General features: G+C 60.0%; 21 protein-coding genes and 1 pseudogene. All 22 read right to left on the bottom strand.

The features are described 5' to 3' along the window. Positions 1-323 precede the first annotated feature (323 nt). On the bottom strand, positions 324-1,571 hold the full coding sequence (locus MTX21_RS32390) for a cysteine desulfurase (protein WP_280968638.1): 1,248 nt from the start codon (positions 1,569-1,571) through the stop codon (positions 324-326). Then, positions 1,568-2,890, bottom strand: a complete 1,323-nt coding sequence (gene sufD / locus MTX21_RS32385) for a Fe-S cluster assembly protein SufD (protein ID WP_280968637.1) — start codon at positions 2,888-2,890, stop codon at positions 1,568-1,570. Before sufD ends, MTX21_RS32390 begins: the two co-directional genes overlap by 4 nt. 19 nt (positions 2,891-2,909) lie before the next feature. Beyond that, a complete protein-coding gene (gene sufC, locus MTX21_RS32380; RefSeq protein WP_280968636.1) occupies positions 2,910-3,662 on the bottom strand; it encodes a Fe-S cluster assembly ATPase SufC in 753 nt (250 codons plus the stop codon). A gap of 66 nt (positions 3,663-3,728) precedes the next feature. Then, positions 3,729-5,225, bottom strand: a complete 1,497-nt coding sequence (gene sufB / locus MTX21_RS32375; RefSeq protein ID WP_280968635.1) for a Fe-S cluster assembly protein SufB — start codon at positions 5,223-5,225, stop codon at positions 3,729-3,731. Positions 5,226-5,419: 194 nt separating this feature from the next. Continuing rightward, the gene (locus MTX21_RS32370) at positions 5,420-5,614 is read right to left on the bottom strand and encodes a 4Fe-4S binding protein (RefSeq protein ID WP_035730311.1); all 195 of its coding nucleotides are present in this window, start codon (positions 5,612-5,614) and stop codon (positions 5,420-5,422) included. Positions 5,615-6,368: 754 nt separating this feature from the next. Continuing rightward, complete coding sequence (ald, locus tag MTX21_RS32365) at positions 6,369-7,481, bottom strand: alanine dehydrogenase (protein ID WP_280968634.1); 1,113 nt, start codon at positions 7,479-7,481, stop codon at positions 6,369-6,371. Between the two features lie 394 nt (positions 7,482-7,875). Further along, complete coding sequence (gene hypE, locus MTX21_RS32360) at positions 7,876-8,922, bottom strand: hydrogenase expression/formation protein HypE (protein WP_280968633.1); 1,047 nt, start codon at positions 8,920-8,922, stop codon at positions 7,876-7,878. Continuing rightward, on the bottom strand, positions 8,919-10,061 hold the full coding sequence (gene hypD / locus MTX21_RS32355; RefSeq protein ID WP_280968632.1) for a hydrogenase formation protein HypD: 1,143 nt from the start codon (positions 10,059-10,061) through the stop codon (positions 8,919-8,921). Before hypD ends, hypE begins: the two co-directional genes overlap by 4 nt. Then, entirely contained in the window at positions 10,058-10,243 is a 186-nt protein-coding gene (locus tag MTX21_RS32350) for a HypC/HybG/HupF family hydrogenase formation chaperone (protein ID WP_341510906.1), read from the bottom strand. Before MTX21_RS32350 ends, hypD begins: the two co-directional genes overlap by 4 nt. A gap of 49 nt (positions 10,244-10,292) precedes the next feature. Then, positions 10,293-12,548 (bottom strand): carbamoyltransferase HypF, encoded by a 2,256-nt coding sequence (gene hypF, locus MTX21_RS32345; protein ID WP_280968630.1) that lies wholly within the window; start codon positions 12,546-12,548, stop codon positions 10,293-10,295. Then, positions 12,545-13,504: a hydrogenase nickel incorporation protein HypB gene (gene hypB / locus MTX21_RS32340; protein WP_280968629.1), complete on the bottom strand. Its 960-nt coding sequence runs from the start codon at positions 13,502-13,504 to the stop codon at positions 12,545-12,547. Before hypB ends, hypF begins: the two co-directional genes overlap by 4 nt. Further along, positions 13,504-13,845, bottom strand: a complete 342-nt coding sequence (locus MTX21_RS32335) for a hydrogenase maturation nickel metallochaperone HypA (protein WP_280968628.1) — start codon at positions 13,843-13,845, stop codon at positions 13,504-13,506. The genes hypB and MTX21_RS32335 overlap by 1 nt, the downstream gene beginning before the upstream one ends. After that, positions 13,838-14,932: a nickel-dependent hydrogenase large subunit gene (locus MTX21_RS32330; protein WP_280968627.1), complete on the bottom strand. Its 1,095-nt coding sequence runs from the start codon at positions 14,930-14,932 to the stop codon at positions 13,838-13,840. Before MTX21_RS32330 ends, MTX21_RS32335 begins: the two co-directional genes overlap by 8 nt. 100 nt (positions 14,933-15,032) lie before the next feature. After that, positions 15,033-15,890 (bottom strand): hydrogenase expression/formation protein, encoded by an 858-nt coding sequence (locus tag MTX21_RS32325; protein ID WP_280968626.1) that lies wholly within the window; start codon positions 15,888-15,890, stop codon positions 15,033-15,035. Further along, a complete protein-coding gene (locus tag MTX21_RS32320; RefSeq protein WP_280968625.1) occupies positions 15,887-16,333 on the bottom strand; it encodes a hypothetical protein in 447 nt (148 codons plus the stop codon). Before MTX21_RS32320 ends, MTX21_RS32325 begins: the two co-directional genes overlap by 4 nt. Before the next feature lie 190 nt (positions 16,334-16,523). Then, positions 16,524-16,814: a HypC/HybG/HupF family hydrogenase formation chaperone gene (locus MTX21_RS32315; RefSeq protein ID WP_280968624.1), complete on the bottom strand. Its 291-nt coding sequence runs from the start codon at positions 16,812-16,814 to the stop codon at positions 16,524-16,526. Between the two features lie 16 nt (positions 16,815-16,830). Further along, positions 16,831-17,415 (bottom strand): HyaD/HybD family hydrogenase maturation endopeptidase, encoded by a 585-nt coding sequence (locus MTX21_RS32310; protein WP_280968623.1) that lies wholly within the window; start codon positions 17,413-17,415, stop codon positions 16,831-16,833. A gap of 11 nt (positions 17,416-17,426) precedes the next feature. Continuing rightward, positions 17,427-18,136: pseudogene (gene cybH, locus MTX21_RS32305) on the bottom strand (Ni/Fe-hydrogenase, b-type cytochrome subunit). A 4-nt stretch (positions 18,137-18,140) separates the two neighbouring features. After that, positions 18,141-19,931 carry a nickel-dependent hydrogenase large subunit gene (locus MTX21_RS32300; protein WP_280968622.1) on the bottom strand — a complete coding sequence of 597 codons (1,791 nt, stop codon included), beginning with the start codon at positions 19,929-19,931 and terminating at the stop codon, positions 18,141-18,143. Between the two features lie 12 nt (positions 19,932-19,943). Continuing rightward, positions 19,944-21,044: a hydrogenase small subunit gene (locus MTX21_RS32295; protein WP_280970857.1), complete on the bottom strand. Its 1,101-nt coding sequence runs from the start codon at positions 21,042-21,044 to the stop codon at positions 19,944-19,946. An 806-nt stretch (positions 21,045-21,850) separates the two neighbouring features. Next, positions 21,851-23,113, bottom strand: a complete 1,263-nt coding sequence (locus tag MTX21_RS32290) for a serine hydrolase domain-containing protein (RefSeq protein WP_280968621.1) — start codon at positions 23,111-23,113, stop codon at positions 21,851-21,853. Positions 23,114-23,191: 78 nt separating this feature from the next. Further along, on the bottom strand, positions 23,192-23,881 hold the full coding sequence (locus MTX21_RS32285) for a molybdenum ABC transporter permease (RefSeq protein WP_280968620.1): 690 nt from the start codon (positions 23,879-23,881) through the stop codon (positions 23,192-23,194). Positions 23,882-24,160 lie beyond the last annotated feature (279 nt).

Below are 24,160 nucleotides of genomic sequence, written 5' to 3'. Positions count from 1 at the left end.
GCGAACCCGACATCACGCTTTGGGCAGAGAACTCTTGGTTTGGCCCTGTTCGAAATGGAACAGGGGCTGGTTATGCGTGAAATTGCGCGCCCAATTCTCGAGCGTGTCCGCGATCGCAGTACTCTGCCATCGCGCTCGCCGAAGGCGCCAGTACAGCAAGACCGGCTCCAAGGCCGGCTAGCCGACACAGGCTTGAAAATGCTATCTATGCTTGCTGAGACCTACAGGTGCTTACCTGCTGCGATGACGATGAGGTGCATGACCTCATCCTCCAGACCTCAATGCCAGCTGCCTCGCCACCTGGACATCGTAGGCTCGCGGAATCACGAGAACAGCTGCCGCGCCTTGATAAGCGCACGCACGAGCACATCAATCTCTTCACGTGTATTGTAAAGTCCGAGGGACGCACGGCACGTCGCCAGCACGCCGAAGCGCTTGAGCAGCGGCATCGCACAATGGGTCCCCGCCCGCACCGCTACACCGGCGCGGTCGATGACGGTGGCAATATCATGCGCATGCGCACCCTTCACATCAAAGGAAATGATCGGTCCCTTGTCGGCCGGGGTCCCGATCATGCGCACGAAATTGATCTCCGCCAGCCTCTCCTGCGCGTAAGCGAGCAGTACGCTCTCGTGCCTGCGGATCTGCACCTTGCCTATTGAATTGATGTAATCGATAGCCGCCCCTAAACCGATGGCTTCGACGATAGGCGGCGTACCCGCTTCGAACCGGTGTGGCGGATCACCATAAATGACGCCAGAACGCGAGACCTCGCGGATCATCTCCCCGCCGCCATTGAAGGGCGGCATCGATGCCAGATGCTCAGACTTGCCGTAAAGCATGCCGATCCCAGTCGGACCATAGAGTTTGTGGCCCGTCATGACGTAGAAATCGCAATCAATGTCGCAGACGTCGGCGCTCAGATGGACGCAAGCTTGCGAGCCGTCGACCAGCACCGGGATACCACGAGCATGCGCGATCCTCACCACGTCTTTCACCGGCAATACCGTGCCGAGCACGTTCGACATTTGTGTGATTGCAACCATCTTGGTACGCGGGGTCAGCAGTCGCTCAAAATCATCGAGCAAGAAGTTTCCGTCATCATCCACTGGCGCCCATTTGATCACTGCACCGAGTCGTTCCCTGAGAAGGTGCCATGGCACAATGTTGGAGTGGTGTTCCATAATCGAGAGAACGATCTCATCACCCGGGGTAATGCGTTCACGGCCAAAAGTCTGGGCGACCAGATTGATTGCCTCCGTGGCGCTCCGAGTGAAGATGATCTCTTCGTTTAAGCGCGCGTTCACAAACTGCGCCACCTTGGTACGGGCGCCTTCATACGCCTCGGTCGCCGCGTTAGCGAGGTAGTGCAAGCCGCGATGAACGTTGGCGTATTCGCTGGAGTACACCTGCATCATACGGTCAAGCACCGCGTTGGGCTTTTGCGCGGATGCAGCGTTGTCGAGATAAACAAGCGGCTTGCCGTACACCGTCATGGCGAGCGCAGGAAAGTCCGTACGCAGACGGTTGACCTCGTAACTGCCATTGCTCACGGCCGGATGTGCGCTCATCGTCCCGCCTGCAGCCAGTGTTCAACTTGCGCTGTCACAAAATCGCGCAGATTCTCGGAAGTGATCTCCTCAATCGACTGGCCAAGGAACGCTTTAATCAGCAACATCTGCGCATCCTTCTCGGATAGCCCCCGAGCGCGCAGATAGAATACGAGAGTGTCGTCGAGCGCACCCGATGTCGCTCCGTGGCCGCAGGTCACGTCGTCAGCCAAGATTTCAAGTTCCGGCTTATTGTCGGCCTCGGCCTGGTCGGATAGGAGCAGCGCTCGCGTCGTCAGGGTGGCGTCCGTCTTCCGGGCGGCGGGACGAACGACGATTCGGCCCTGAAACACCGAGCGGCCGCAATCGTCGATGACCGCGCGGAACTTCTCCCGACTGGTGCAATGTGGCACGGCGTGGTCGACCACGATCGTTGTGTCCGCGTGGAGCTTGCCCCTGATGAGATTAACCCCATTCGCCGAGAGCTTGGTTTCCTCGCCGGCCAGCGTGATGAATCCCTGATAGCGGCTGATGGAGCCGCTGCAGGTCATGCTGAAGAGGTCGAGCTTAGCCCTGGCGCCGACTGCGATGATCGCCGACGAGATGTTCACGGCGTCAGAGGCATCGGCTGCCACGCGGATGTGCGAAAGGCTCGCCTCGTCACCAACCAGGGCGATTATCGCATCGTTGGCTTGATAGCCGCTCGCGCCTTCAGCCGGGACGAAACTTTCCACGATAGCCGCATGCGCTCCTTTACCGAGCTGCAGATAGGAGCGTGTAAAGGTGGACACCGACGCTCCGGTTGCGACGTGAACGATTTGAATTGGACGCTTCACCGCATTGCCGTCGGCGACCGTAATCACCAGACCATCTGTCGCCATTGCGGCATTGAGCGAGATCGCCGGATCGCTCGTCGTCGACAGCACCAGACCGGCCAAGGCCCCAGTGGCCGAATTCTCCAGAATCTCTCGCAGCGACCGCACAACGACTTCATTTTCCAGCCTGCCGAGATCGGATAGCTCCGGCGCGAATATGCCATCCACCAAAACCAGTTTGACCGCCTGATCGGCAGCCACTTGCTTGACCGACACCTTTGCGCGCACCAGCGCCTCCGCATCCGGTCGCGGAGCGAGTGGCAGCACCTCGCCGATCAGGGCGCGCAGATCTGTGTATTTCCAATCCTCCATGCACCGATGCGGAAGGCCGGCACGCTCGTAGACCTCGAATGCGCTCGCCCGGATTTGGGGGACAAGGCCTGCACCAGGCAGCCGTCCACGCGCCGCAGCGAAAACATTGCCAATTGCGCGTTCGGCGTCGGCTTTCGGCAAAACCTGCTTCATCGGGGAGTCCCTAGAGCCGTCAGGCCGCGTCTTCGAATTGGGCGTAGCCACAAGCCTCGAGCTCGAGCGCGAGTTCCTTGCCGCCGCTCTTCATGACCCGCCCTTTCGACATCACGTGCACAACGTCCGGCACGATATGGTCGAGAAGCCGCCGATAGTGGGTGATCACGATCATCGCTCGTTCCGGCGAACGCAAGGCGTTGATGCCGCTGGCGACGATACGCAGCGCGTCGATGTCGAGACCGGAATCGATCTCGTCAAGGATGCACAGACTCGGCTCGAGCAACGCCATCTGCAAAATTTCGTTGCGCTTCTTCTCGCCGCCGGAGAAGCCGACATTGACGCCGCGCTTGAGCATGTCCTGGGGAATGTTGAGCGAACCGGCCACCTCGCGGACTCTTTTCAGAACTTCGGGGATGGAGAATTCCTTTTGGTCGCGCGCCTTGCGCTGGGCGTTCAGTGCCGCCCGCAGGAAGTTCATGGTGGTCACGCCGGGGATCTCGACCGGATACTGGAATGCCAGGAACACGCCCTTGGCGGCGCGTTCATTTGGCTCCATCCGCAACAGGTTCTCGCCCCTGAACTGGATTTGTCCGCCGGTGATCTCATAGCCCGGCTTGCCGGCGATGACGTGCGAGAGCGTCGATTTGCCGGAGCCGTTCGGCCCCATGATCGCGTGCACCTCACCAGCATTGACGTTAAGATGCAGGCCGCGAATGATTTCGCGGTCTTCGACACCAACATGCAAATCTCGGATTTCGAGTAGCGCCATTCTGATCTGATCCCTGAAATGCATCATCTGGCGAGCCGCATTCGAGGGGGCTCGCGGGAGGTTTGGTTATCCAACAGATCCCTCGAGCGAGATCGAGATTAGCCTCTGCGCCTCCACCGCGAACTCCATCGGCAGTTTTTGCAGAACTTGCTTGACGAAGCCGTTGACGACGAGGCCGACGGCCTCTTCCTGCGAAAGGCCGCGCTGGATGCAATAGAACAGCACGTCCTCGGAGATCTTTGAGGTCGTCGCTTCGTGCTCGAACGTCGCCGAGGAGTTCTTCGCCTCGATATACGGCACGGTGTGCGCGCCGCACTTGTCGCCGATCAGAAGTGAGTCACAGGCCGTGAAGTTGCGCGCGCCGGTCGCCTTGCGGTGCGCGGTGACGAGGCCGCGATAGGTGTTCTGCGATTTTCCGGCCGCGATGCCCTTGGAGATGATCCGGCTCGACGTGTTTTTGCCGAGGTGGATCATCTTGGTGCCGGAATCGACCTGCTGGAAGCCGTTCGAGATCGCGATCGAGTAGAACTCGCCGCGGGAGTTGTCGCCGCGGAGAATGCAGCTCGGATACTTCCAGGTGATGGCGGAGCCGGTCTCGACCTGGGTCCAGGAGATCTTGGAGTGGGCGCCGCGGCAGTCGCCACGCTTGGTGACGAAATTGTAGATGCCGCCCTTGCCTTCCGAGTTGCCGGGATACCAGTTTTGCACCGTCGAATATTTGATCTCGGCATCATCGAGCGCGACGAGCTCGACCACGGCGGCGTGAAGCTGGTTCTCGTCGCGCTGCGGCGCGGTGCAGCCTTCGAGATAGGAGACGTAGGAGCCCTTGTCAGCGATAATCAGCGTGCGTTCGAACTGGCCGGTGTTGCGCTCGTTGATGCGGAAATAGGTCGACAGCTCCATCGGGCAGCGCACGCCCGGCGGCACGTAGACGAACGAGCCGTCGGAGAACACCGCCGAGTTCAGCGTCGCATAGAAATTGTCCGAGGTCGGCACCACGGAGCCGAGATATTTCTGCACCAGTTCAGGATGCTCGCGGATCGCCTCCGAGATCGGCATGAAGATCACGCCGGCCGCCTTCAGCTCTGCCTTGAAGGTGGTCGCAACCGAAACCGAATCGAACACGGCGTCGACCGCAATCTTGCGGTTCGGCGTCAGCTCGCCGCCGGGTGGCGGCTCGACGCCCTCGAGCGTCGCGACCTCGCGCAGCGGGATGCCGAGCTTCTCGTAGGTTTTCAGAATCTCCGGATCGATCTCGTCGATCGAGGACAGCGTCTTCTTCGGCTTCGGCGCCGCGTAGTAGTAGATGTCCTGGTACTCGATCTTCGGATAGTCGACGCGCGCCCAGGTCGGCTCGGTCATGGTCAGCCAGCGGCGATACGCCTCCAGGCGCCATTCCAGCATCCAGGCCGGTTCACTCTTCTTTGCGGAGATGAAGCGGACGGTATCTTCCGACAGCCCCTTCGGAGCCTTGTCGGACTCGATCAGCGTCTCAAAGCCATATCGATACTGGTCGACGTCGATGCGCCGGACGCGCTCGACCGTCTCTTGTACAGCTACCATTGCCCGCTCCACTCGCGCAACGACAACTCCCGCCGGCGAGGATTGCGCCGCGATCTCTCTGAGCGGATCGCGCAAGTCGCCGCCAACTCGGGGCCAGCGAGTGAGAGAAACAGGAGACGGATCCAAAAGGCGGCGGCTGGCGATAGCGTCTTCATCATGTTTCGCGCCGGAGCTCCTCTCATCGGCTACTCCAGCTATGCCGGCACGCAGGTATCGGGCACCGGGCAAACGACGGCGCATTGCGGCGCGTCAAAATGCCCCTCACATTGGGTACACTGGGTCGGATTGATCACATATATGTCGTTCTTCAAGCTGATCGCGGCATTGGGACATTCGAACTCACACGCACCGCAGACGGTGCACTGGGATGCGATTATCTTGTAGGCCATCACTGCGATTCCATAAGCAAAAGGTGCGGGACAGTTTCTTGCTTTCAAGTCTTGTGCCAGACAGTCTAACCTTGATTTGTCTGGGCTATTTTCGATAACGCAAGCCGCCTCGACACGGTGTCGCAAATCCTACAACGGGCATGACAGCAGCTTGATCTCGATGCCGTGGTTTACGCATGGTCGATCTCACGGCAGTCGGCCGATCAGGTGAACCGCGTTCGCCAGCCTCAGGGAACGATCTGCGATCCTTCCCAAGGCGGCCGTGCCGCGGCTATGATCGATGCGCCGCGCGACTTCACAAAGTTCTCCACCGGTGTGTCAGGTCGACCCCGAGCCGCATCTTGTTGGTTCCACTCACCGGGACGGCGGCGGATTCGGCGACAGCACCCCGATGAACAACCCGCGCAGTCATCACCGGTCCAGTCGGCGTCTCACCCAGTCAGAAAGCGTCGCGGCGATCGCGCCAGATAAAGTCGCTCCGGTGATGGCAGGTCCCCTGCGGACCCGCGGGACGCATTCTCAATTGCCTTCGATTACCTGGCAAAACCGGCATTCATATGCGCTGTATGGAGCGAAAGTACATTGTCTCGCATCGTGCGGGCGACTGAAGCCAGGCGTTCGTCTGGTGATCCTCCGCTTCGCTCCGCGTTCCAAATAAATGCCGGCGGCGGCCAGCAGATCGATGGAGCCGAAAAAAAGCCACCCCGAAGGGTGGCCTAAGTCAGGGAGGAAACGCCCATAAGGGCCTCTGGGATCAGGCCGCAGCCTGTTCGATCGGTGAGAAGGGCAGCCCGAGGCTTTCGGCCACCGCTTTGTAAGTTAGCCGGCCCCGATGGACGTTGAGGCCTGCGCGCAAATGCGGATTTTCGAGCACGGCGGAAAAACCCTTGTTGGCCAGAGCCAAACCAAACGGCAGCGTCGCGTTGTTCAGTGCCTGGCTCGAGGTCAGCGGCACGGCGCCGGGCATATTGGCCACGCAATAATGAATGACGTCATCCACTTCGTAAGTTGGATCAGCGTGAGTGGTTGGGTGCGATGTCTCAAAGCAGCCGCCCTGATCGATAGCGACGTCCACGAGCACCGCCCTCTTGCGCATCGAGTTCAGCATGCTCCGGCGGACCAGCTTCGGCGCGCTCGCACCTGGAACGAGCACGGCACCAATCACCACATCCGCCGCAAATACCTCTTCCTCCACGGAGTCGATGGTCGAAAACCTGGTGCGAACGCGTCCTTCGAATAGCTCGTCCAATTCGCGGAGCCGGGGTATAGAACGGTCGATGATGGTCACCTCTGCGCCCAGACCGACCGCCATGCGTGCCGCGTGCGTACCAACGACGCCACCTCCGATCACCACGATTCGGGCCGGCTGAACACCGGGCACCCCACCGATTAACAGCCCTCGTCCGCCTGCACTCCGCTTCAGGGCGCTACCCGCCGCTTCGATCGCAAGCCTACCCGCGACCTCGCTCATCGGCGCCAGCAGCGGAAGACCACCATGCGCATCAGTTACGGTCTCATAGGCGATCGCAGTGCATCCAGATTTCAGGAGGCCCTTGGCCTGATCCGGGTCGGGGGCCAGATGCAGATAAGTGAACAGGATCTGATTTTCCCGCAGCTGACACCATTCGGACGGCTGAGGTTCCTTAACCTTTACGATCATCTCGCTCGATGCGAATACCTCAGCTGCGGAAGTTAGAATCGTTGCGCCAGCATTGCGATAATCGTCATCGGTTGCACCAATGCCAGCGCCTGCATTGGTCTCGATCATCACGCGGTGGCCCGCTGCCACATATTCGCGGACAGCTCCCGGGGTAAGGCCCACGCGATATTCGTGCGCCTTGATTTCCTTGGGCACTCCGACCTTCATTTGAAAACTCCCTGCCTGGAGCGCCTTTCTAATCGGAAGCGAGCAGCGATATTGCGACGCAGCCGTCAAAATGGCGCAGAAATTCAACGATATTTGGCAAGCTTCGCAGGATTTCAGCCCCACTTGTGCCGAGCGGATCGTGTGACCATGCTCGCTGAGCTTAACCGTCGAAAACTGCGCGATGGCGATGAATCGTTTCGAATTGCGCTCTCGGCTCGTGGAAAGGCTAACAACCGAAATTCCGCCTCGCCGAAACTTCTTAAAGAGCGAAGTCGCAGTCTGCCGGTTGGGCAGGATTGCCCATAGAAGGGATCGTTTGCAGAGCTGATGGCTGATGGCTGATGACCATTGATCATAAATTTGGTTTCCAAAAACTGGATGATGCGCAGCGTGTTCAACAGATCCGAGGCAATTGTTCGCCCCACAACCAGTCGACGATTCGTCGACCGCCGAAACCGGTCGCCATCTGCACAAATTTCCGATCGTCAGCCACCGCCTCGCCAATATCAGCTGCATCGGACCCGAGCGGGTGCGCCTTCATGGCTGCAAGCACGGCATCGGCCAAATCAGGCGCGACGATCGCAACGAGCTTGCCTTCGTTGGCGACATGGATGGGATCGAGTCCAAGGAGTTCGCAAGTAGCCGCAACCGCCGGCTTCACCGGAATGGATGCTTCCTGCAGACGGAACCCGAGCTCGGATTGATGCGCAATCTCGTTGAGGGTCGCGGCAAGCCCACCGCGCGTGGGGTCGCGCATCACCCTGATGCCGCTACCGCCGGCGGCAACCATGACCGCTACGAGGTTATGCAACGCTGCGGAATCCGAGACGACCTCGGTTTGAAAAGCGACGTTCTGACGTTTTGACATGATCGCCACCCCATGATCGCCGAGGCTACCGGACACCAGCACACGGTCCCCGACCCTTGCCTTGTCGGCGGAGAGATCGAGCCCATCGGCCACAATCCCGATCCCGGTCGTAGAGATGAACAGACCATCCGCCTTGCCGCGCTCGACGACCTTGGTGTCTCCGGCAATGATGTAAACGCCGGCCCCGCGCGCTGCCGCGCCCATGGAATCCGCGATCGCCTTCAGATCAGAAAACCGGAAGCCCTCCTCGATGATAAAACTGGCCGACAGATAGAGGGGACGCGCGCCGGACATCGCGACATCATTGATCGTGCCGTGCACAGCCAGTGACCCGATATTGCCGCCGGGAAAGAACAGCGGCGAGACCACATAGCCGTCGGTCGTCATCACCATCCTGCCTGCAGCAACGTCAAACGCCGACTGATCATTGCAGCGGGCGAGCCATTCATTACCAAAGGCTTGGTGAAAAAGGCCGGAGATCAGCTGTGCCATGGCACGGCCCCCGGATCCGTGGGAAAGATCAACGCGTCCGTTCTCGACGTCGAGCTTGCGTTGATAGGCCTTTACGCTCATGACGTCTGCCTCAACGGTTCATCGCGAACTCGGCCATAGGTCCAATACGCCGCACAAGCGCCTTCCGATGATACCATGCAGGACCCTATGGGAGTTTCCGGCGTGCAGACGGTTCCAAACAGCTTACACTCGACTGGCCGCTTGGCGCCACGCAGGATCGCGCAGCACTCGCACGCCGGATTGTCTGCGACACGCAGGTCGTGGATCGCAAAACGCGTCTCGGCGTCGAATTGCGCGTAAGCCCGCCTCAGCTTCAGTCCGCTGTTGGGTACGAGTCCGAGCCCACGCCATTCAAACTGCTCGCGCAGTTCGAATATCTGCGATACCTCCTCCTTGGCGCGCCGATTGCCTTCACGCGTCACCGCACGACTGTATTGGTTCTCCACCTCGTAGCGATCTTCGTTCACCTGCCGCACCAGCATCAGGATCGCCTGCATCACATCGAGCGGTTCAAATCCCGCGATCACGATCGGCTTGCCGAATTGTTCCGCCAGGGGCTCGTAAGGCCGCGTACCGATAATGGTGCTGACATGTGCAGGCCCGATGAAGCCGTCAATTGGAACCCCGCCGGTGTTGCGGATCTTCGGGGTCTCGAGAATGCTGTGCATCGCAGAGGGTGTAAGCACGTGGTTGCAGAACACGCTGAGGCCCTTCAGCCGCTTCTTCTCGGCAATTCGGATCATCACCGCCGTCGGGGGCGTCGTGGTCTCAAATCCGATGGCAAAGAAGACCACCTCGCGGCTCGGCGCCTGTTCGGCGAGCCGGATAGCGTCGAGCGTCGAGTAGACCATCCGAATGTCGGCGCCGAGCGCTTTGGCTCGCAACAGGGACTGTCCTTGCGACCCAGGCGCGCGCATCAGGTCGCCGTAGACGCACAGAGTGACCTCTGGTCGGTCGACGAGCCGGATCGCCATATCGATTCGGCTGGCGGGCAGAACGCAGACGGGACAACCGGGCCCGTGGATCATGCGGACGTTCGCGGGCAGCAGATCCTCCAGGCCGTAGCGGGAGATCGCGTGAGTGTGTCCGCCGCAGAATTCCATGAACCGATAGGCTCTTTGCGAACTGACCTCGGCGCTAATCGCACGCGCAATTCCCTGCGCGATGGCCTTGTCGCGAAATCCGTCGGCATATTTCATGATCGGCGTTCCCCTGCCCTGCCTAGCTCCTGCAGCAGCTCCAGCGTGCGCTTGGCTTCCGTCGGATCGATCTTGGCCAGCGCATAGCCGACATGGACAAGGACGCAATCGCCGACCTCGAGCTCGTCGATGAGAGCAATCGATATCTCCAGGCTGATGCCATCGATGGACACTATGGCCATGTCGTTGGGAAGAATTTTCGCAATCTTTGCCGGAACCGAAAGACACATATCAGGCTGTTCCTCCCCTGGCGGACGACTGTTGAGCCATCTGCAGAGCGGCAATCCAGGCCTGGCCAAGGCTCAAACCGCCATCATTGGGCGGCACCCGCCGTGGCATGAGCGGGCTAAGGCCGGCAGCGCTGCAACCGCGCGGGATTTCATCCGCCAGCACCGCGTTCAGGAAGCAGCCGCCGCTCAGAACGACGGTACTAACGCCCGTTGTCCGCGCAGAGCGCGTGACCCAGTCAACGCAGGCGGCGGCGAAGGTGCCATGAAACAGCCCGGCTCCGCCCACGGCGTCAATGTCATCTGCAATCAACCGCGCAAACAGCGGACGAAGCGACAGCACGCCGCCATCGATCGTCCAGCCGGCTTCGACAATCGCAGTCCGCCGCACCAGCGCCTCGAGCTTCATCGCTGCTTCGCCCTCATAGCTCTGCAAACTCGCAATCCCCAGCAGCGCCGCTGCCGCGTCGAACAATCGGCCCGCACTGGTCGTGGTGGCCCCGCCCGGCTGATCGAGCAAGGCCGACACACATCCAGCCTGCCGTTGCGCCGCAAAGCGCTGCCCGATTTCGTTACCCCGGCCGAGCCCGTGTAATACTGCGCTTGCCATACGCCACGGCTCGCGGGTTGCACGATCTCCCCCAGGCATTTGCAGGGGCCCTAAGTGCCCGATGCGTCGGCACCTCGTCCCTTCGCACAACAATAGTTCGCCACCCCAGTTATCGCCCTCGGAGCCAAGGCCATGGCCATCGAGCACCAGGGCAAGCGCAGGTCCCGCATGGCCGTGCTCGGCGATCACTGCGGCAGCGTGTGCGTGGTGATGCTGGACAGCGACCAGCGCGCGGCCATTTGCTTGCGCAAACCGGGTAGAAGCCATATCGGGATGCAGATCATGGGCGACGGCGACAGGCTCCACATCAAGGCTCGATGTGAGGTGTCGGATCGTCTCCTCGAACGCACGGATGCCTTCGGCCGTATCCAGATCGCCAATATGCTGGGAGACGAACGCTTGGTTGTCCCGCGTGATGGTGACGGTCGATTTCAGTGCGCCGCCGACGGCGAGCACGGGCGGCACAGACTTCGCAAGCCTGATCGGTTCGGGAACATAGCCACGGGCACGACGAATGAATTGCGGCCGGCCAGCCACCACCGACACCACGGAGTCATCAGCACGCGTCAGGATATCGCGATCATGGGTCACGATAAGGTCGGCGATCCCCTTGAGCCGCTGCAGCGCCTGCGCGTTGTCGATCAGGAGCGGTTCGCCGCAAAGATTGGCACTGGTGGCGACGATGACCGGGCCGGCCCCCGCACATGCTCCTGCCGAGCGAAGCGCATGAAAGATGAGGTGATGCAGCGGTACTACAGGCAGCATGACACCCACGCGCGATAAGCCAGGAGCTATGGCAGGCGACAGATTATTGCGCGAACGCAGAAGGACGATGGGACGTGCTACAGATTCGAGCAGCGCAAGCTCGGGCGCGTTCGCCTCCGCGATGTCGCTGACGCACTCTATGGAATCGACCATAACCGCGAACGGCTTCTGAAGGCGCTGCTTTCTCCTGCGCAAACGCTGCACGGCGTCCTGGTTACGCGCATCGCAAAGCAGCTGGTATCCGCCCAGCCCCTTAATCGCCACGATTTGGCCCCTCGCGATTGCCGCGACAATGGCGCTGATCTCATGGCTGAGCTGAGGACCGCATGTCGGACACGCGATCGCCTCCGCATGAAACCTGCGGCTCGCCGGATCGGCATATTCGGCCGCGCAGGCGGCGCACAGTCTAAAAGCCCTCATCACGGTGTTGCGGCGATCGTACGGAAGCCGTTCGGCGATGGTGTAGCGTGGGCCGCAATGGCAGCAACTGATGAAGGGGTAAAGGTAATGCCGATTTTCTGGATCGAACAGCTCACTGAGGCATTGCTGGCAGACCGCAGCATCAGCGACGATCTGCGTTGACAATTTGCCGCCTTCGCTCGTACCGATCGAAAAGTCTTTCGCCGCGAGCGCCGCAGTCTCCCGAACGCAGATGTGGTCGATGCGTGCCAATGGAGGCGCCTCGAGCGGCAACGTCGCGACAAACTCCGACGCACGGTGGCCCTCGACCTCGATCGTAACGCCCTCGGGGCCATTGATGACAAACCCCACCAATCCGTACCGCATGGCGAGTCCATAGACGTAAGGACGAAAGCCGACCCCTTGCACGGCCCCACTCACGCGCACGCGCAGCCGTGTTCGGTCGCAGGTGGTTGCGGCGCTCATCGCCTTGTGTCCTCTACGGCGCGCCTCTGATGCCCCGCCTGTCTATCGATCCAGGCGTAGAGCGCGCCAAAACCCTCGCCCGTACGAGCCGAAACTACAAGCACGTCGATCTTTGGATTGACGCGTCTGGCGTATTCGATCGTCTTGCCGAAATCGAACTCAAGCAGCGGGGCCAGATCAATCTTGTTGATAACCATGAGCGAAGAAGCGGCAAACATATCAGGATATTTGAGCGGCTTATCTTCACCTTCGGTAATCGACAGCACTACGATCTTGCAGGCTTCGCCAAGATCGAACGCTGCGGGACAGATCAGATTACCGACGTTCTCGATGAAGAGAATACCGCCCGTGAGCAGCGGCAAGCGACGATAAGCCTCGCCAATCATCGCAGCGTCGAGATGGCAACCGTTGCCGGTGTTGATTTGAATGGCTGGCACGCCGGCGGCTCGAATGCGTTCGGCATCGTTCGAGGTCTGCTGGTCGCCTTCGATGACCCCGACCGGCCGGCTACGCTTGAGCTCGGACACGGCGCGGACGAGCAGCGTCGTTTTACCTGCACCGGGACTGGACAAAAGATTAAATACAAGCAGGTCATCGGCGACGAAGAGCGCGCGGTTGTCCGCCGCAATCCCATTATTCTTGCCAAGAATATCGCGCTCGATCTGAATGACCCGCTCTCTGCTCACGCCCGCGACCTTCAAGCCAGCCGGCCCGGCGCCGCCGCTCAGAAGCGCCTGCACGCCATGAGCCTTTTGATGGGCAGAGCGACGATGGCGACTATGACTATCGCCAGCATGGTTTGAACGCTGCGGGCCTTGGTCGCCATGCGGATGGGCATAATGGCGATCGCAATCGTCCTGCACATGGGCATCGTATCGCTCATGGCTCTCCGCATCATGCGCCTTGGCGCCTTTGGTCGACGGCGTCCCTTTGGTGCAGCCGCAAACGGTACACATCAATCGATCTCCAGCTCTTTCACGCGCATCTGTTCGCCCGCGGTTTCCTGCAACTGATAGCTGCCGCAGCAAGGACAGCACTCACCGCGCCGCGCAATTTCGACGCTCTTCGAACAGCTCATGCACCACGCAACGCCTGGCAGTTCGACGATATTAAGGACTGCGCCCTCGGCAACGGTCCGCCTTGCAACGAGAGCAAAGCAGAACCTGATCGCTTCAGGCGCGGCATGACTCAGCGCTCCCATCTCTAGACAGACGCTCCGCACCCGCGAAAACGATCGGTGACGTACCTCCTCCTCGACGATTTGAATGATGCCAAGACAAATCGCCATTTCATGCATCGCCAACTTCGCGAAAATTGAGAGTGAACCCGACGCAGGGATCGAGCGATGCAATCACCGCATGGACTGCATCCCGACGTCGTCTAGCCGTCAGCACCGCGCCCTGCAGGCTGCGGACAAGCGGTCCGCGCGGGTGGAAATTCCACTCCGTCGGCGCAAGGACTTCGAAGCGGGATATCCGGCCCTGAGGATCAAGCTCAACCGCGTGGTAGAGACGCCCCCTGGCACATTCGACCGCGGCCGCCGCACGGCCGGGCCCCAACTTATATCTTTCGATAATCCCATGCTCCGCCGAGTCAATCTGAGCACCGGCCTTGAGCCAGGCGCATAGCCGGAAGGTTTCAGCAATTCTGGCCCTCAGCCGCTCGGCCGCACCGGAGGGGCTCGGCGAGAGCCGATCACGCGTCATTTGGCGCGCCCATGGACCCGTCTCGGGCACATGTCCGTCAAGATCCGGACAATAGCAAAATGTCGCGCCATCCACGAGCAGCCGTTTAATGATGTTGAGGTCGTCAGCAACGGACAGGAACGAGTGCTCCGCCGGAATTGACTTCAGGCCGATCTCATCAAGCGCTGCAATGCGAAGCGCCAATGGGCTACCGGACCTCAACGCGTCCCCCTCATTTGACATGCCGAGCGAGGTCAGCGCAGCCACAATCCGCGCTGTTGCTTCGCATTGAGCGGAGCCCCAGGCTGGCTGTGCGCTGCCGAGAAGCGCTGACATTCCCCGCATTAGGGAGCGGATTGCCGCCGCACTGGCGATGTCTTGCGCAAGATGTCCGACAAAGAGGCCCCGTAGCAAATCCGCGATGCGCTCGGTAACGATAAGCGCAATACGATGCTGTTTTGTTGTGCGGGTGATCACTTCGTCGCGCGCCGCCTCGACCGCGGACAGCAGTGCGGTTTGCTGCGCAGCGGCACACAACGCGAAGAGCCGCGGCAGAACCTTGAGCAGCGACGAGGCTTGTTTGCCAGCGAACAGCCGCGCCAGCGGCGGCCGGACTCGCGGCAGGATCTCGACCGCGGCGACTACGTCGGCAGCTAGCGATACGGTGACATCGATTTTGTTGCGGGCAGCGAGGCTCATGCGCACCGCTCCGCCAACATCCTGCGCAAGGTATGCCGGCGGTCGCTGCGCACGCGCCGTCTACGGCATCCCATCTGACGCCGAGTGTTCTCCAGGCTCTTCATGTGAAGTACACCTTAATAATTTCCTGCATGCGCTCGGCAGAGTCCTGAAAATCCTCGTCGGCAGCCAACGCAAAAATCGGCACGCTGCCGACCTCCAGCGTATCAAGGATGATATTGTCCGTAGAATTGAAGAACTGCACCGACCAGACGTTCCTGATCCCGGTCGCCTGCACTCGGCACGTGCCGTAGCCGCGGAAGATGAGTTGGACCGGGCCATTGCCCACGCTTTGCTGCAGGAATGCCAGGTCAATAACGCTCATCGGAAGCAAGGTGAGATTGATGACATGCGCGCGCATGCCAAAGCGCCAGACGCGCGCCCGCTCGCGTATTTCGGCGAGCACTGGTTGCACGTTCATCGCGCCGTCCGGCGCCGCGCCGATCACAATATCGGCGGACGTCAGGTCAGTTGCGGCGCGCCGGACAATCTGCGGAATCGCCCCGACCTCAAGATATTCGTGCGCCGGATCGCTCCCGATGCGCACGCGCCAGATTCCCGCAAGCACGGACTCCCGGATTTGCGCCAAAGAACCATCTGGCAGCGCAACCGCTCCGCCGACCTCACCTTCTCCGAGCACTTCGCCAATCAGCTTGCGCTCGGGATCGCTGAGATTCGCGAGTCCGTACAGCTGCGTCCGAGCGCCGCTTCTCTGGCTGCCAACGGCAGCAGCGGCATTCGATAACAGCGCGGTGGCATTCGGATAGTTCCTTGCAAGCTCGTCGCCATCGCGCCAGGCGCGCTTGGCGAGCGCACTCGTCAACCCGCTATGGAATACATCGAGACTTCCAGAGCCCGTGGCAAGATCACTCGCCGCCCAGTCGGCGGCGTCGGACACAACGCGGATCGCTGTTTTCATGATGCGATGTTCCGTTGGCTGTATCGAGAGGCAATGCACTTGCCAACACAAGCGCTGCCGGCATGTGGCCGAACCATCGGTACCGAGATGCGATTGATGGTGACCAAACGAACCGGTCTCTTGCCGATCAGGCGGAGTTTATCGTGCCGATGGCACAGGATCGGCGTCGACGGGCCAGGCAGGCCGAGCCACTCAACCAGTTCGCCACCTACGCCGCGTGCAGGCACTGCACCTTGCATGCGCCGCCGAAACGCCTTGACCATTTCAGGACGGAAGAACGCGGGCTGGATGATCCGGAGCAAATATAGGGGATCGGCTGCCGACTGCGGCATCACGGCCGCCCTCACGGGAGCGTGCGCGACCAGGCGCGCATCGACGCCGACGCTCTCCACGTCGGACGGAGCGGGCCGCGCCAGACGATGCTGCGCCGGCTGCAGCTTCATCACACGCCTTTCTGATAATGTTCGGTTCTGCTGGCAGGGTAATAGCAAGGCGCATGCCAATCACCGTCTGGCCGCGACTTCTGCTCGAACCAACGGCTCGAAGCGCCTGACATTTTCCATGCAAAGGTTACGTGCGGCTGGAATTCGATTTGTGAGCAAGCCTGGTCGGCGCAACCCGCGAGCGGAACTGCTAGCGTAGGTGCTCCGGCAATTGCGGCTCATGACCGATCAAGTCCGCAAAGAAGCGATCGCAGTCCTGGCCGTTGAGGCTGGCCTCAAGCCCGTCAAGTGCTTCCGAGATCAGCCTTGCTTCATTTTCGTCCAAAAGCCGCACCGCGCTGTCGATATGAACGAGCACCTTGGCACCGACCGAGGCGTCGGAGAGCAGCACGACCGAGACGCGCCGCTGTTCATTGCCATACTCGCACAGCGCCGTGATGCCGTCGGTCTCGACAATCGTCATTGGCAAGCCAAGGCACATGGTCAGTCGCGGGCCGCTAGATCGGCTGCGCCCTCATCTCATAATTTGCATGGTCGATATTGTTCGCCAACAGCCGTTCTGATGCAGGCAGCGGCGCGGTCCGCGCCTTTGCCGGCGAGTCCCACTGCGCCAGAAGTTTGCAAGCCAGTTCAATCGCAGGCGCAATCTGAAAGCGTACCGGGGCGGTCAGCGGACCGCCCCAATGCTCCAGGTCCAGCGGCTGACACCCGATGAGAGCGAGCTCTCGCGGGCGGCGGCCAAGCAGGTCGGCCGCACTCAAGACCTCCTGAAAGCCGGTCTGATGCAGGCTCACCTTCTTGGCGGCGGTAAATTTTGGCACTTCGTCATCTCGCACAAGCTTCAACTGCCCGGGCAGCAATCCATAGTCGATGGCATCGAACACGATCAGGCAATCGGCCTGCTCAAGAAAACTGACGAGGTAGAGCCCCTGTGTGCCGCCATCGAGGACGGTTACGTTGTCATCGATGGCGTAGCGGCGATGAAACTCCTCGACCACCCGCACGCCGAATCCCTCATCGGCCCACAGGATATTGCCGATGCCGAGCACCAGGATCCTTTTCTTGTTTTCCGGATTCAGCATCCGTTTCCCAGTCAATCGCGAAACCCGCGCTCACCCGATATCATAGAAGAGATGCTCCGGCGCGACATGAGTCTTCCCGGACCACCGCGTAGATGTGGACCAGCGCAAAAGTCACGATCACCCACAGGCCGAGATGATGCCAGGTATGGACGTCCTGACTGTTCGGCCAAATTGAAAATGCCCAGCCGAATAGCTTGTGCTGCCAGCTGTCAGTACCGGCACCTTGCCCATAAAGTGCAAAGCCTGTGACGACCATGAACGTGATCGTCTGCGTAAACATGAAGAACATTGCGAGCTGAGCAAGACGGTTGTGCCCGACGCGCCTCTCGGGCTCAACTGTAAGGAACGCATACCAGCGAATCTCGTGGTACACTTCGCGCCAAAAGCACCTGCGCCAGAGCGGCACCCAAAAGATCTGCATGGCATGCGCGTTTCCAATTAACGCCCAGTAGATCCGCAGAAGAAAGCCGATACTGAGCACATATCCCGCCGAGAAATGAGCAAAGCGGATATAGCCGAACAGGAAATTGCCGCTTGCCTCTCCCGACATCGCCGGTGTCCCGGTTCCAATGACATAGCCGGTTAAACTCAGCATCAGAATGGCCGCCGCATTAACCCAATGCCACAGTCGCACCGGCGCGTAGGCGATGCCAGCGCCGATGCTCCGTTCAGTCGGTTCCGCATCGACGGCGGCAAGGAGCTTCCGAGCTCTGTCCAGCATGTCGTTAACGAACATTGACTGAAGCCATCTCCTGGCCGTCGGGACTCATCACGTGGGTCGAGCAAGCCAAGCACGGATCAAAGGAATGGATCGTGCGCAAGATCTCCAGGGGCCGCTGCGGATCGGCCATCGGGGTACCGATCAGCGAGGCTTCAAAAGCGCCAATATTGCCCTTGGGATCGCGAGGAGATCCGTTCCACGTCGTCGGCACGACACATTGATAATTGTCGATCTTGGCGCCCTTGATCTTGATCCAGTGCCCAAGCGCACCGCGCGGGGCCTCACTGAACCCGTAGCCCTTGGCCTCCTTGTGCCAGCTTTCCGGCTTCCACCTGCTGACATCGGCAGTTGCCGTATTGCCTGCCTTGATGTGGATTACCAGCTTATCCTGGAAATAACGCATCTGACGCGCCGCCCACTGGCATTCGAGCGCCCGCGCCGCAGTACGGCCAAGCGTCGAGAACAGCGCAGTCAGGGGAAGATTGAGCCCCTTGAGCAGTCTCTCGGCCGGCTCCCTGAACTCGGCTTTGCCTTGCGCATAACCGATGATGTATCGCGCCAACGGCCCGACCTCCACGGCGTGGCCGCGCCAGCGCGGCGCTTTGATCCAGGAATACTTGCCGCCTTCGTCGAGTTCCTTGATATCTGTCTTGCTGCCTTTGAGTTTCGGCCCAAGTTCGAAACGCGGCTCGGTGATACCGTCCCAGGGATGCAGTCCACAGCAATCGCTGGGGTATTTATACCATGCATGCGAGACGAATTCCTGGATCTGCTCGGGATCACCATGGTCGATCGGCAGTATCTCCCTGAGATTGCCACCAAGAATGACCCCGCGCGGCAGCTTGAAGCTTTTGGCGGAACAGTCATTTGCGTTTTCGGGGATGTCGCCATAGGACATGACGCTCTTGCTCGAAAGTCCGCCGCCATGGAGCCAGTCCTTATAGAACGAGCAGATCGCGACAATGTCGGGCAGGTAGACCTGCTCGACAAACTCGATCGAACGGTCGATGATCGAGGAGACGATGTTCAGTCGCTCCATATTGATCGCACCCACCGCACCAGTTCCGTCGATGTTGATCGCGCAGGGCACGCCGCCGACCAGCCAGTTCGGATGCGGGTTCTTGCCACCATAGATAGCTTGGATCTTGACGATCTCCTTCTGGAAGTCCAGCGCTTCCAGATAATGCGCTACAGCCATCAGGTTCGCTTCCGGTGGCAGCTTGTAGGCCGGATGCCCCCAATAGCCATTCTTGAACGGACCGAGTTGCCCTGATCCGAAGAATTTGGTGAGCCGGATCTGCAAATCCTTAAAATAGCCAGGGGACGACAGGGGCCAGGGCGAGATAGACTGCGCGAGCGCGGAGGTCGACTTGGGATCGGCCTTGAGCGCGGAGACCACGTCGACCCAATCCAGCGCGTGCAGGTGATAGAAATGTACGAGGTGATCATGCACGAGCAGGCACAGCTGCATGATGTTGCGGATCGAATTGGCATTCTGCGGAATCGCAATTCCTAGTGCATTTTCAACCGCGCGCACGGAGGTGAGCGCATGGGTGCCGGTGCAGACCCCGCAAATCCGCTCGGTGAACGCCCAGGCGTCGCGCGGATCGCGCCCGCGCAGGATGACTTCGATGCCACGCCACATCGTCCCGCTTGAGACCGCATTGCGGATCACATTGTCGGAATCGAGATTGGCTTCGACACGCAGGTGGCCTTCGATCCGCGTCAGCGGATCGATGACGATTCGCCTGCCTGAACGATCGAGATTGAACCCATTCGGTGTCTGGACGGCCACCGTCGCCCCTCCTCAACTCGGTTCGCTTTTGTGGGCTGAGCGATCCGGCTTGTGGGTCAACCGCTTCACGGCGGTGACCGCCGCATGGGCAGCGACGGTTAGCCCAACTACGCCGGCAGCGGCCATGCCGATCTGGTCGGCGTTCTCCTCGATGCCGAACTGCTTGATGGTTGTAAGTCGGTCGTAAAACGACCCCTTATCCCAGAAGCCGTCTTCGGAGCAGCCGAAGCAGCCGTGGCCGGATTGAATCGGAAATGAAACGCCGCCGTTCCACCGAAGGGCCGAACAGGCATTGTAGGTGGTTGGCCCCTTGCAGCCCATCTTGTACAGGCAATAGCCCTTGCGTGCGTACTTATCGTCCCACTCTTCGACGAATTGGCCAGCGTCGAAATGGGAACGCCGATAGCACTTGTCGTGAATGCGCTCGGAATAGAACATACTTGGACGCCCTTGGCGATCGAGCTCCGGAAGCTTTCCGAACGTGGTGATGAAAGTCACGAGGCCACTCATGACCTCTGCGATAGGCGGGCACCCGGGCACCTTGATGATCGGCTTGTTGGTGATCACCTTATCGATCGGCGCCGCGCCAGTCGGATTTGGCTTGGCCGCTTGCACGCATCCCCATGACGCACACGTGCCCCAAGCGATGATCGCCATGGACTCTTCCGCCATGGACCTGAGCTTTTCAACGAACGGCTTGCCGCCGTCAATGCAGAACATACCCCCCTCGTTCAGCGGCGGATTGCCTTCGACGGCGAGCACATACCTGCCTTTATACTTGGCACGAGTTTCCTCCAGGATGGCTTCGGCCTGGTGTCCCGCTGCCGCCATGATCGTATCGTCATAGTCGAGCGAAATCATCGAGAGCAGCGCGTCCTTGATCAAGGGATGGGCCGAGCGGATAAAGCTTTCCGAGCAGCAGGTACACTCGAGCCCGTGCAGCCAGATGACGGGCACACGCGGTTTTGTCTCCAGAGCGTTGGCAATACTGCTTGCGGCGAGCGGACCAAGTCCCAAGCTCGCGGCAGTCAAACTGCAGAATTTGTGGAAACTACGACGCGTCATACCCTGACGTCTGATCACGCTGTAGAACGTTTCCGTTGCACCACCCATGAAGCCTTCCATGTGAGTTGTCGTCGGCCGTAACGAATTACTGACGTTCAGCAAGAAACAAGCCACCGAAGCGAAACACTTGATAAATACCAAGCCACCGCTTGGGGATTTGCGGACTGTCGAAACCAGCCAGCGAGCCACGAGCTGCGCCATTGATCTGTCATGCTAATGGTGTCCGGTTTTGGACGTCGATGTGAGCACTTCAACAGAGCAGAACGATGGTTCACTACTGAACGGCGACTACGTCATGCCCGCTCTTGCACGAGCGCGACACTGACGCGTCATGCCGATTGTTGAATAGAATTGGTGCAGTTGACGGGCGTCCGGACTGCCCTCCAGTCTTAATCAGACTTGCCGATTGCTGACCAAATGGAGCGTTAAAGCCGCTCATAGTCGCAACTGCGCAAGCGAGCGACGAAGAGAAGCCGCAATGTGAGCCGGGATGCCACACTGCCTTCTTTTTAGGTCTGATCGATCCGACCGCCTTTGATTCAAAGCGGCTCGCCGCATGGCATCGCTACAGGATCGTGGGCGTGAGCCTAGACGTGCAGAGCTATCACAGGAGCGTTCATCGCGCGAGCCGATCGATAGCAATGCGCGATCGTCTTGGCGCATCGCGACACCAAACCCGCTTGCGAGAGCTTCTTCGCGATAGCGGAGGCGATCTCGTTGTTGAAGCACTGGCGCGATCCGGCCAACGCGGATAGCAGGTGACGGCGCCGACTTTCAGTCGACATCGATGCGTACTAGCAACACTGTCTGCCTACCACCCAAAACGGTTGACGAGACTTTCGACGGAAAGCGGATTATCGGATTATTGCAGCATAGACGATATATTGGACTTGTTCGCGGTAATACTTCCGGATTTCTCCGGGCGCCGCCGTTCCGACCACCACGACGAGACGCTCCTTTGGGTCGCAGAAAAATTGTGTCCCGTAGGCGCCGGTCCAGGTGAACTCACCAGGATTGCCCGGAACCGCCGAGAAACCCTCGTTTATGCGTACAGCCACTCCGAGCCCGAAGCCGAAGCCGGCACGGTGCGCCTCCACATTGGCGACCTTATTTTTGATCTCTGGCCCGAGGTGGTCGGAGATCATGTGGCGCACCGTCTTCGGACCGAGAATGCGCTGCCCATCGAGCTCCCCGCCGTTGAGCAGCATTTGTCCAAAGCGCACGTAGTCACCGACTGTCGCAAATGCGCAGGCTCCCCCGCAGTCAAACTTCGTCGGACTTTCGAGGAGTTCGATGCCTTGTGGCTTTCCTGTCAGCGGGTCGTCTGGAAATGGATGCGCGAGGCGCTCGCGTTGTGATTCCGACAAATGGAAAGTGGCATCCTGCATTTCGATGGGCTTCCACAGGTTGCTGGCAAGATAGTCGCCCAATCGCTGTTCGCTGACCTGTTCCACGACAGCTCCCAGCACATCGGTCGAGAAGCCGTATTCGAATTCCGTCCCCGGTTGGTGCGCCAGCGGCAGCTTGGTAATGGCTTCGATGAACGCCTGCTTATCGCCCCTTAGTGGCGGAGCGGCGAAATCGGGATAGAGACGCGCCACTTGGTCTGAGCTGTCGGGGGGCGCGCCATAGGTGAGCCCGGATGTGTGGCGATATAGATCGTGAATGTAGATCGGAGAACTCTGCGTTTGAAATTCCAATGAGCCGTCATGCTGTGGCACTCCCACCTTCATGTTTGCGAATTCCGGGTAGTAATCCGTAAGCTTGGCCTGTAGAGGCAGGCGACCTTGCTCCATGAGGATAAGCCCCGCAACGGCCACCATCGGCTTGGTCATAGACGCAAGCGCGAACATCGCGTCGAGCCGCATCGACTTTCCTTTTGCAGGATCGAGTTGCCCGTACGCCTTGTAGTGAATCAGCTTGCCGTCTCTGGCGATTGCAACCACCGCACCCGGCACGCGTTTACTCGCGATTTCGCGAGCGAAGAACTCGTCTAGCTTGGTGAGGCGCTGCTGAGAAACGCCGACGTCATCGGCCGTCGCTTCGGGCAGAGGCGAGGAGTGCACTGAATTGAAGCCGATTCCAGCAACCGCCACGGCCATAACAAGCTTGTTCATTGTAGCCTCGCAAGAATGGATGGATCCGGCTTGCAATACTGCTGCTCGGTCGTGATCGGATATGTCCGGCCGGCAAGCCTAAGACGGTTCGGTGCCTCTCCTGGCACAGTGTCTGTCGATGAGGGCTAGGGTGAAGATTGCCGCAAAGGCGAACATCACCATACCGCCGGCAACCACACTCGCCTCGCGCCAGCGCGATGCTTGGACGTAGTCTACGACGTAAGCTGACAACACCTTGGTGCGCCCAGGAATGTTGCCGCCGATCATCATCACGACGCCGAATGTGCCGATCGTATGAGAAAAGCCAACCACGGCGGCTTTGACAAACTCCAATCGCGCCAGCGGCCCGCTGATGGTAATGAAGGCATACAACGACGAAACGCGCCCCGTAGTTTTCAACGGGCGATCGCCTATTGCAACAAAGGCGTTACGGATCGGCTGCACCACCAACGGCAGCGCCGATAGGACCGATCCGATCACGATTCCTGCGAAGGTAAAAGCGAGCGTGCGCTCGCCCCACAAAGAGGCGAGAACGCCACCCGGCCCGTTGGGGCCGAGCAACACGAGTACGCAAAAACCGAGAGCCGCCGGCGGTAACACTAGCGGTAGGGCGATCATCGTCGCCACCGCCTCGCTCAAAAGAGTCTTTGAGCGCGCTAGCCACCAAGCGAGGGGCACACCAATCACGAGGAGGATCACGGTCGTCACGCTGGCAAGCTCAATCGTGAGCGCAACGGATTGCGAGATCTCTGCCGAAAAGACATCCATGTGCGTCAGCCTAGAAGTGAAAGCAGGTCGCCTTACGGGCCCAGTGATCGCCTGCACGTCCGACTCGTCCAGGTATGTGGCGCGGATCGACCTTTAGTCGCGCCGCACTTCGTGGCGGCCGCCACATTCTCGCGCGTCGTTTCTGCGAGCAAGAGCAGCATCGCAAGTCTCATCGGCAACTCCTGTGACAGGGCCGCTTGCATCCATCTGACGGCGGCACCTCCTCGTTCGTCATCAGCAATTCCTGTGCCGCGCGCGAACTGTGGCGCTCTATGCTCA

This window comes from Bradyrhizobium sp. ISRA430, assembly GCF_029909975.1.
Taxonomy (GTDB): Bacteria; Pseudomonadota; Alphaproteobacteria; order Rhizobiales; family Xanthobacteraceae; genus Bradyrhizobium.
This window is presented reverse-complemented; position numbering and strand designations above follow the sequence as displayed.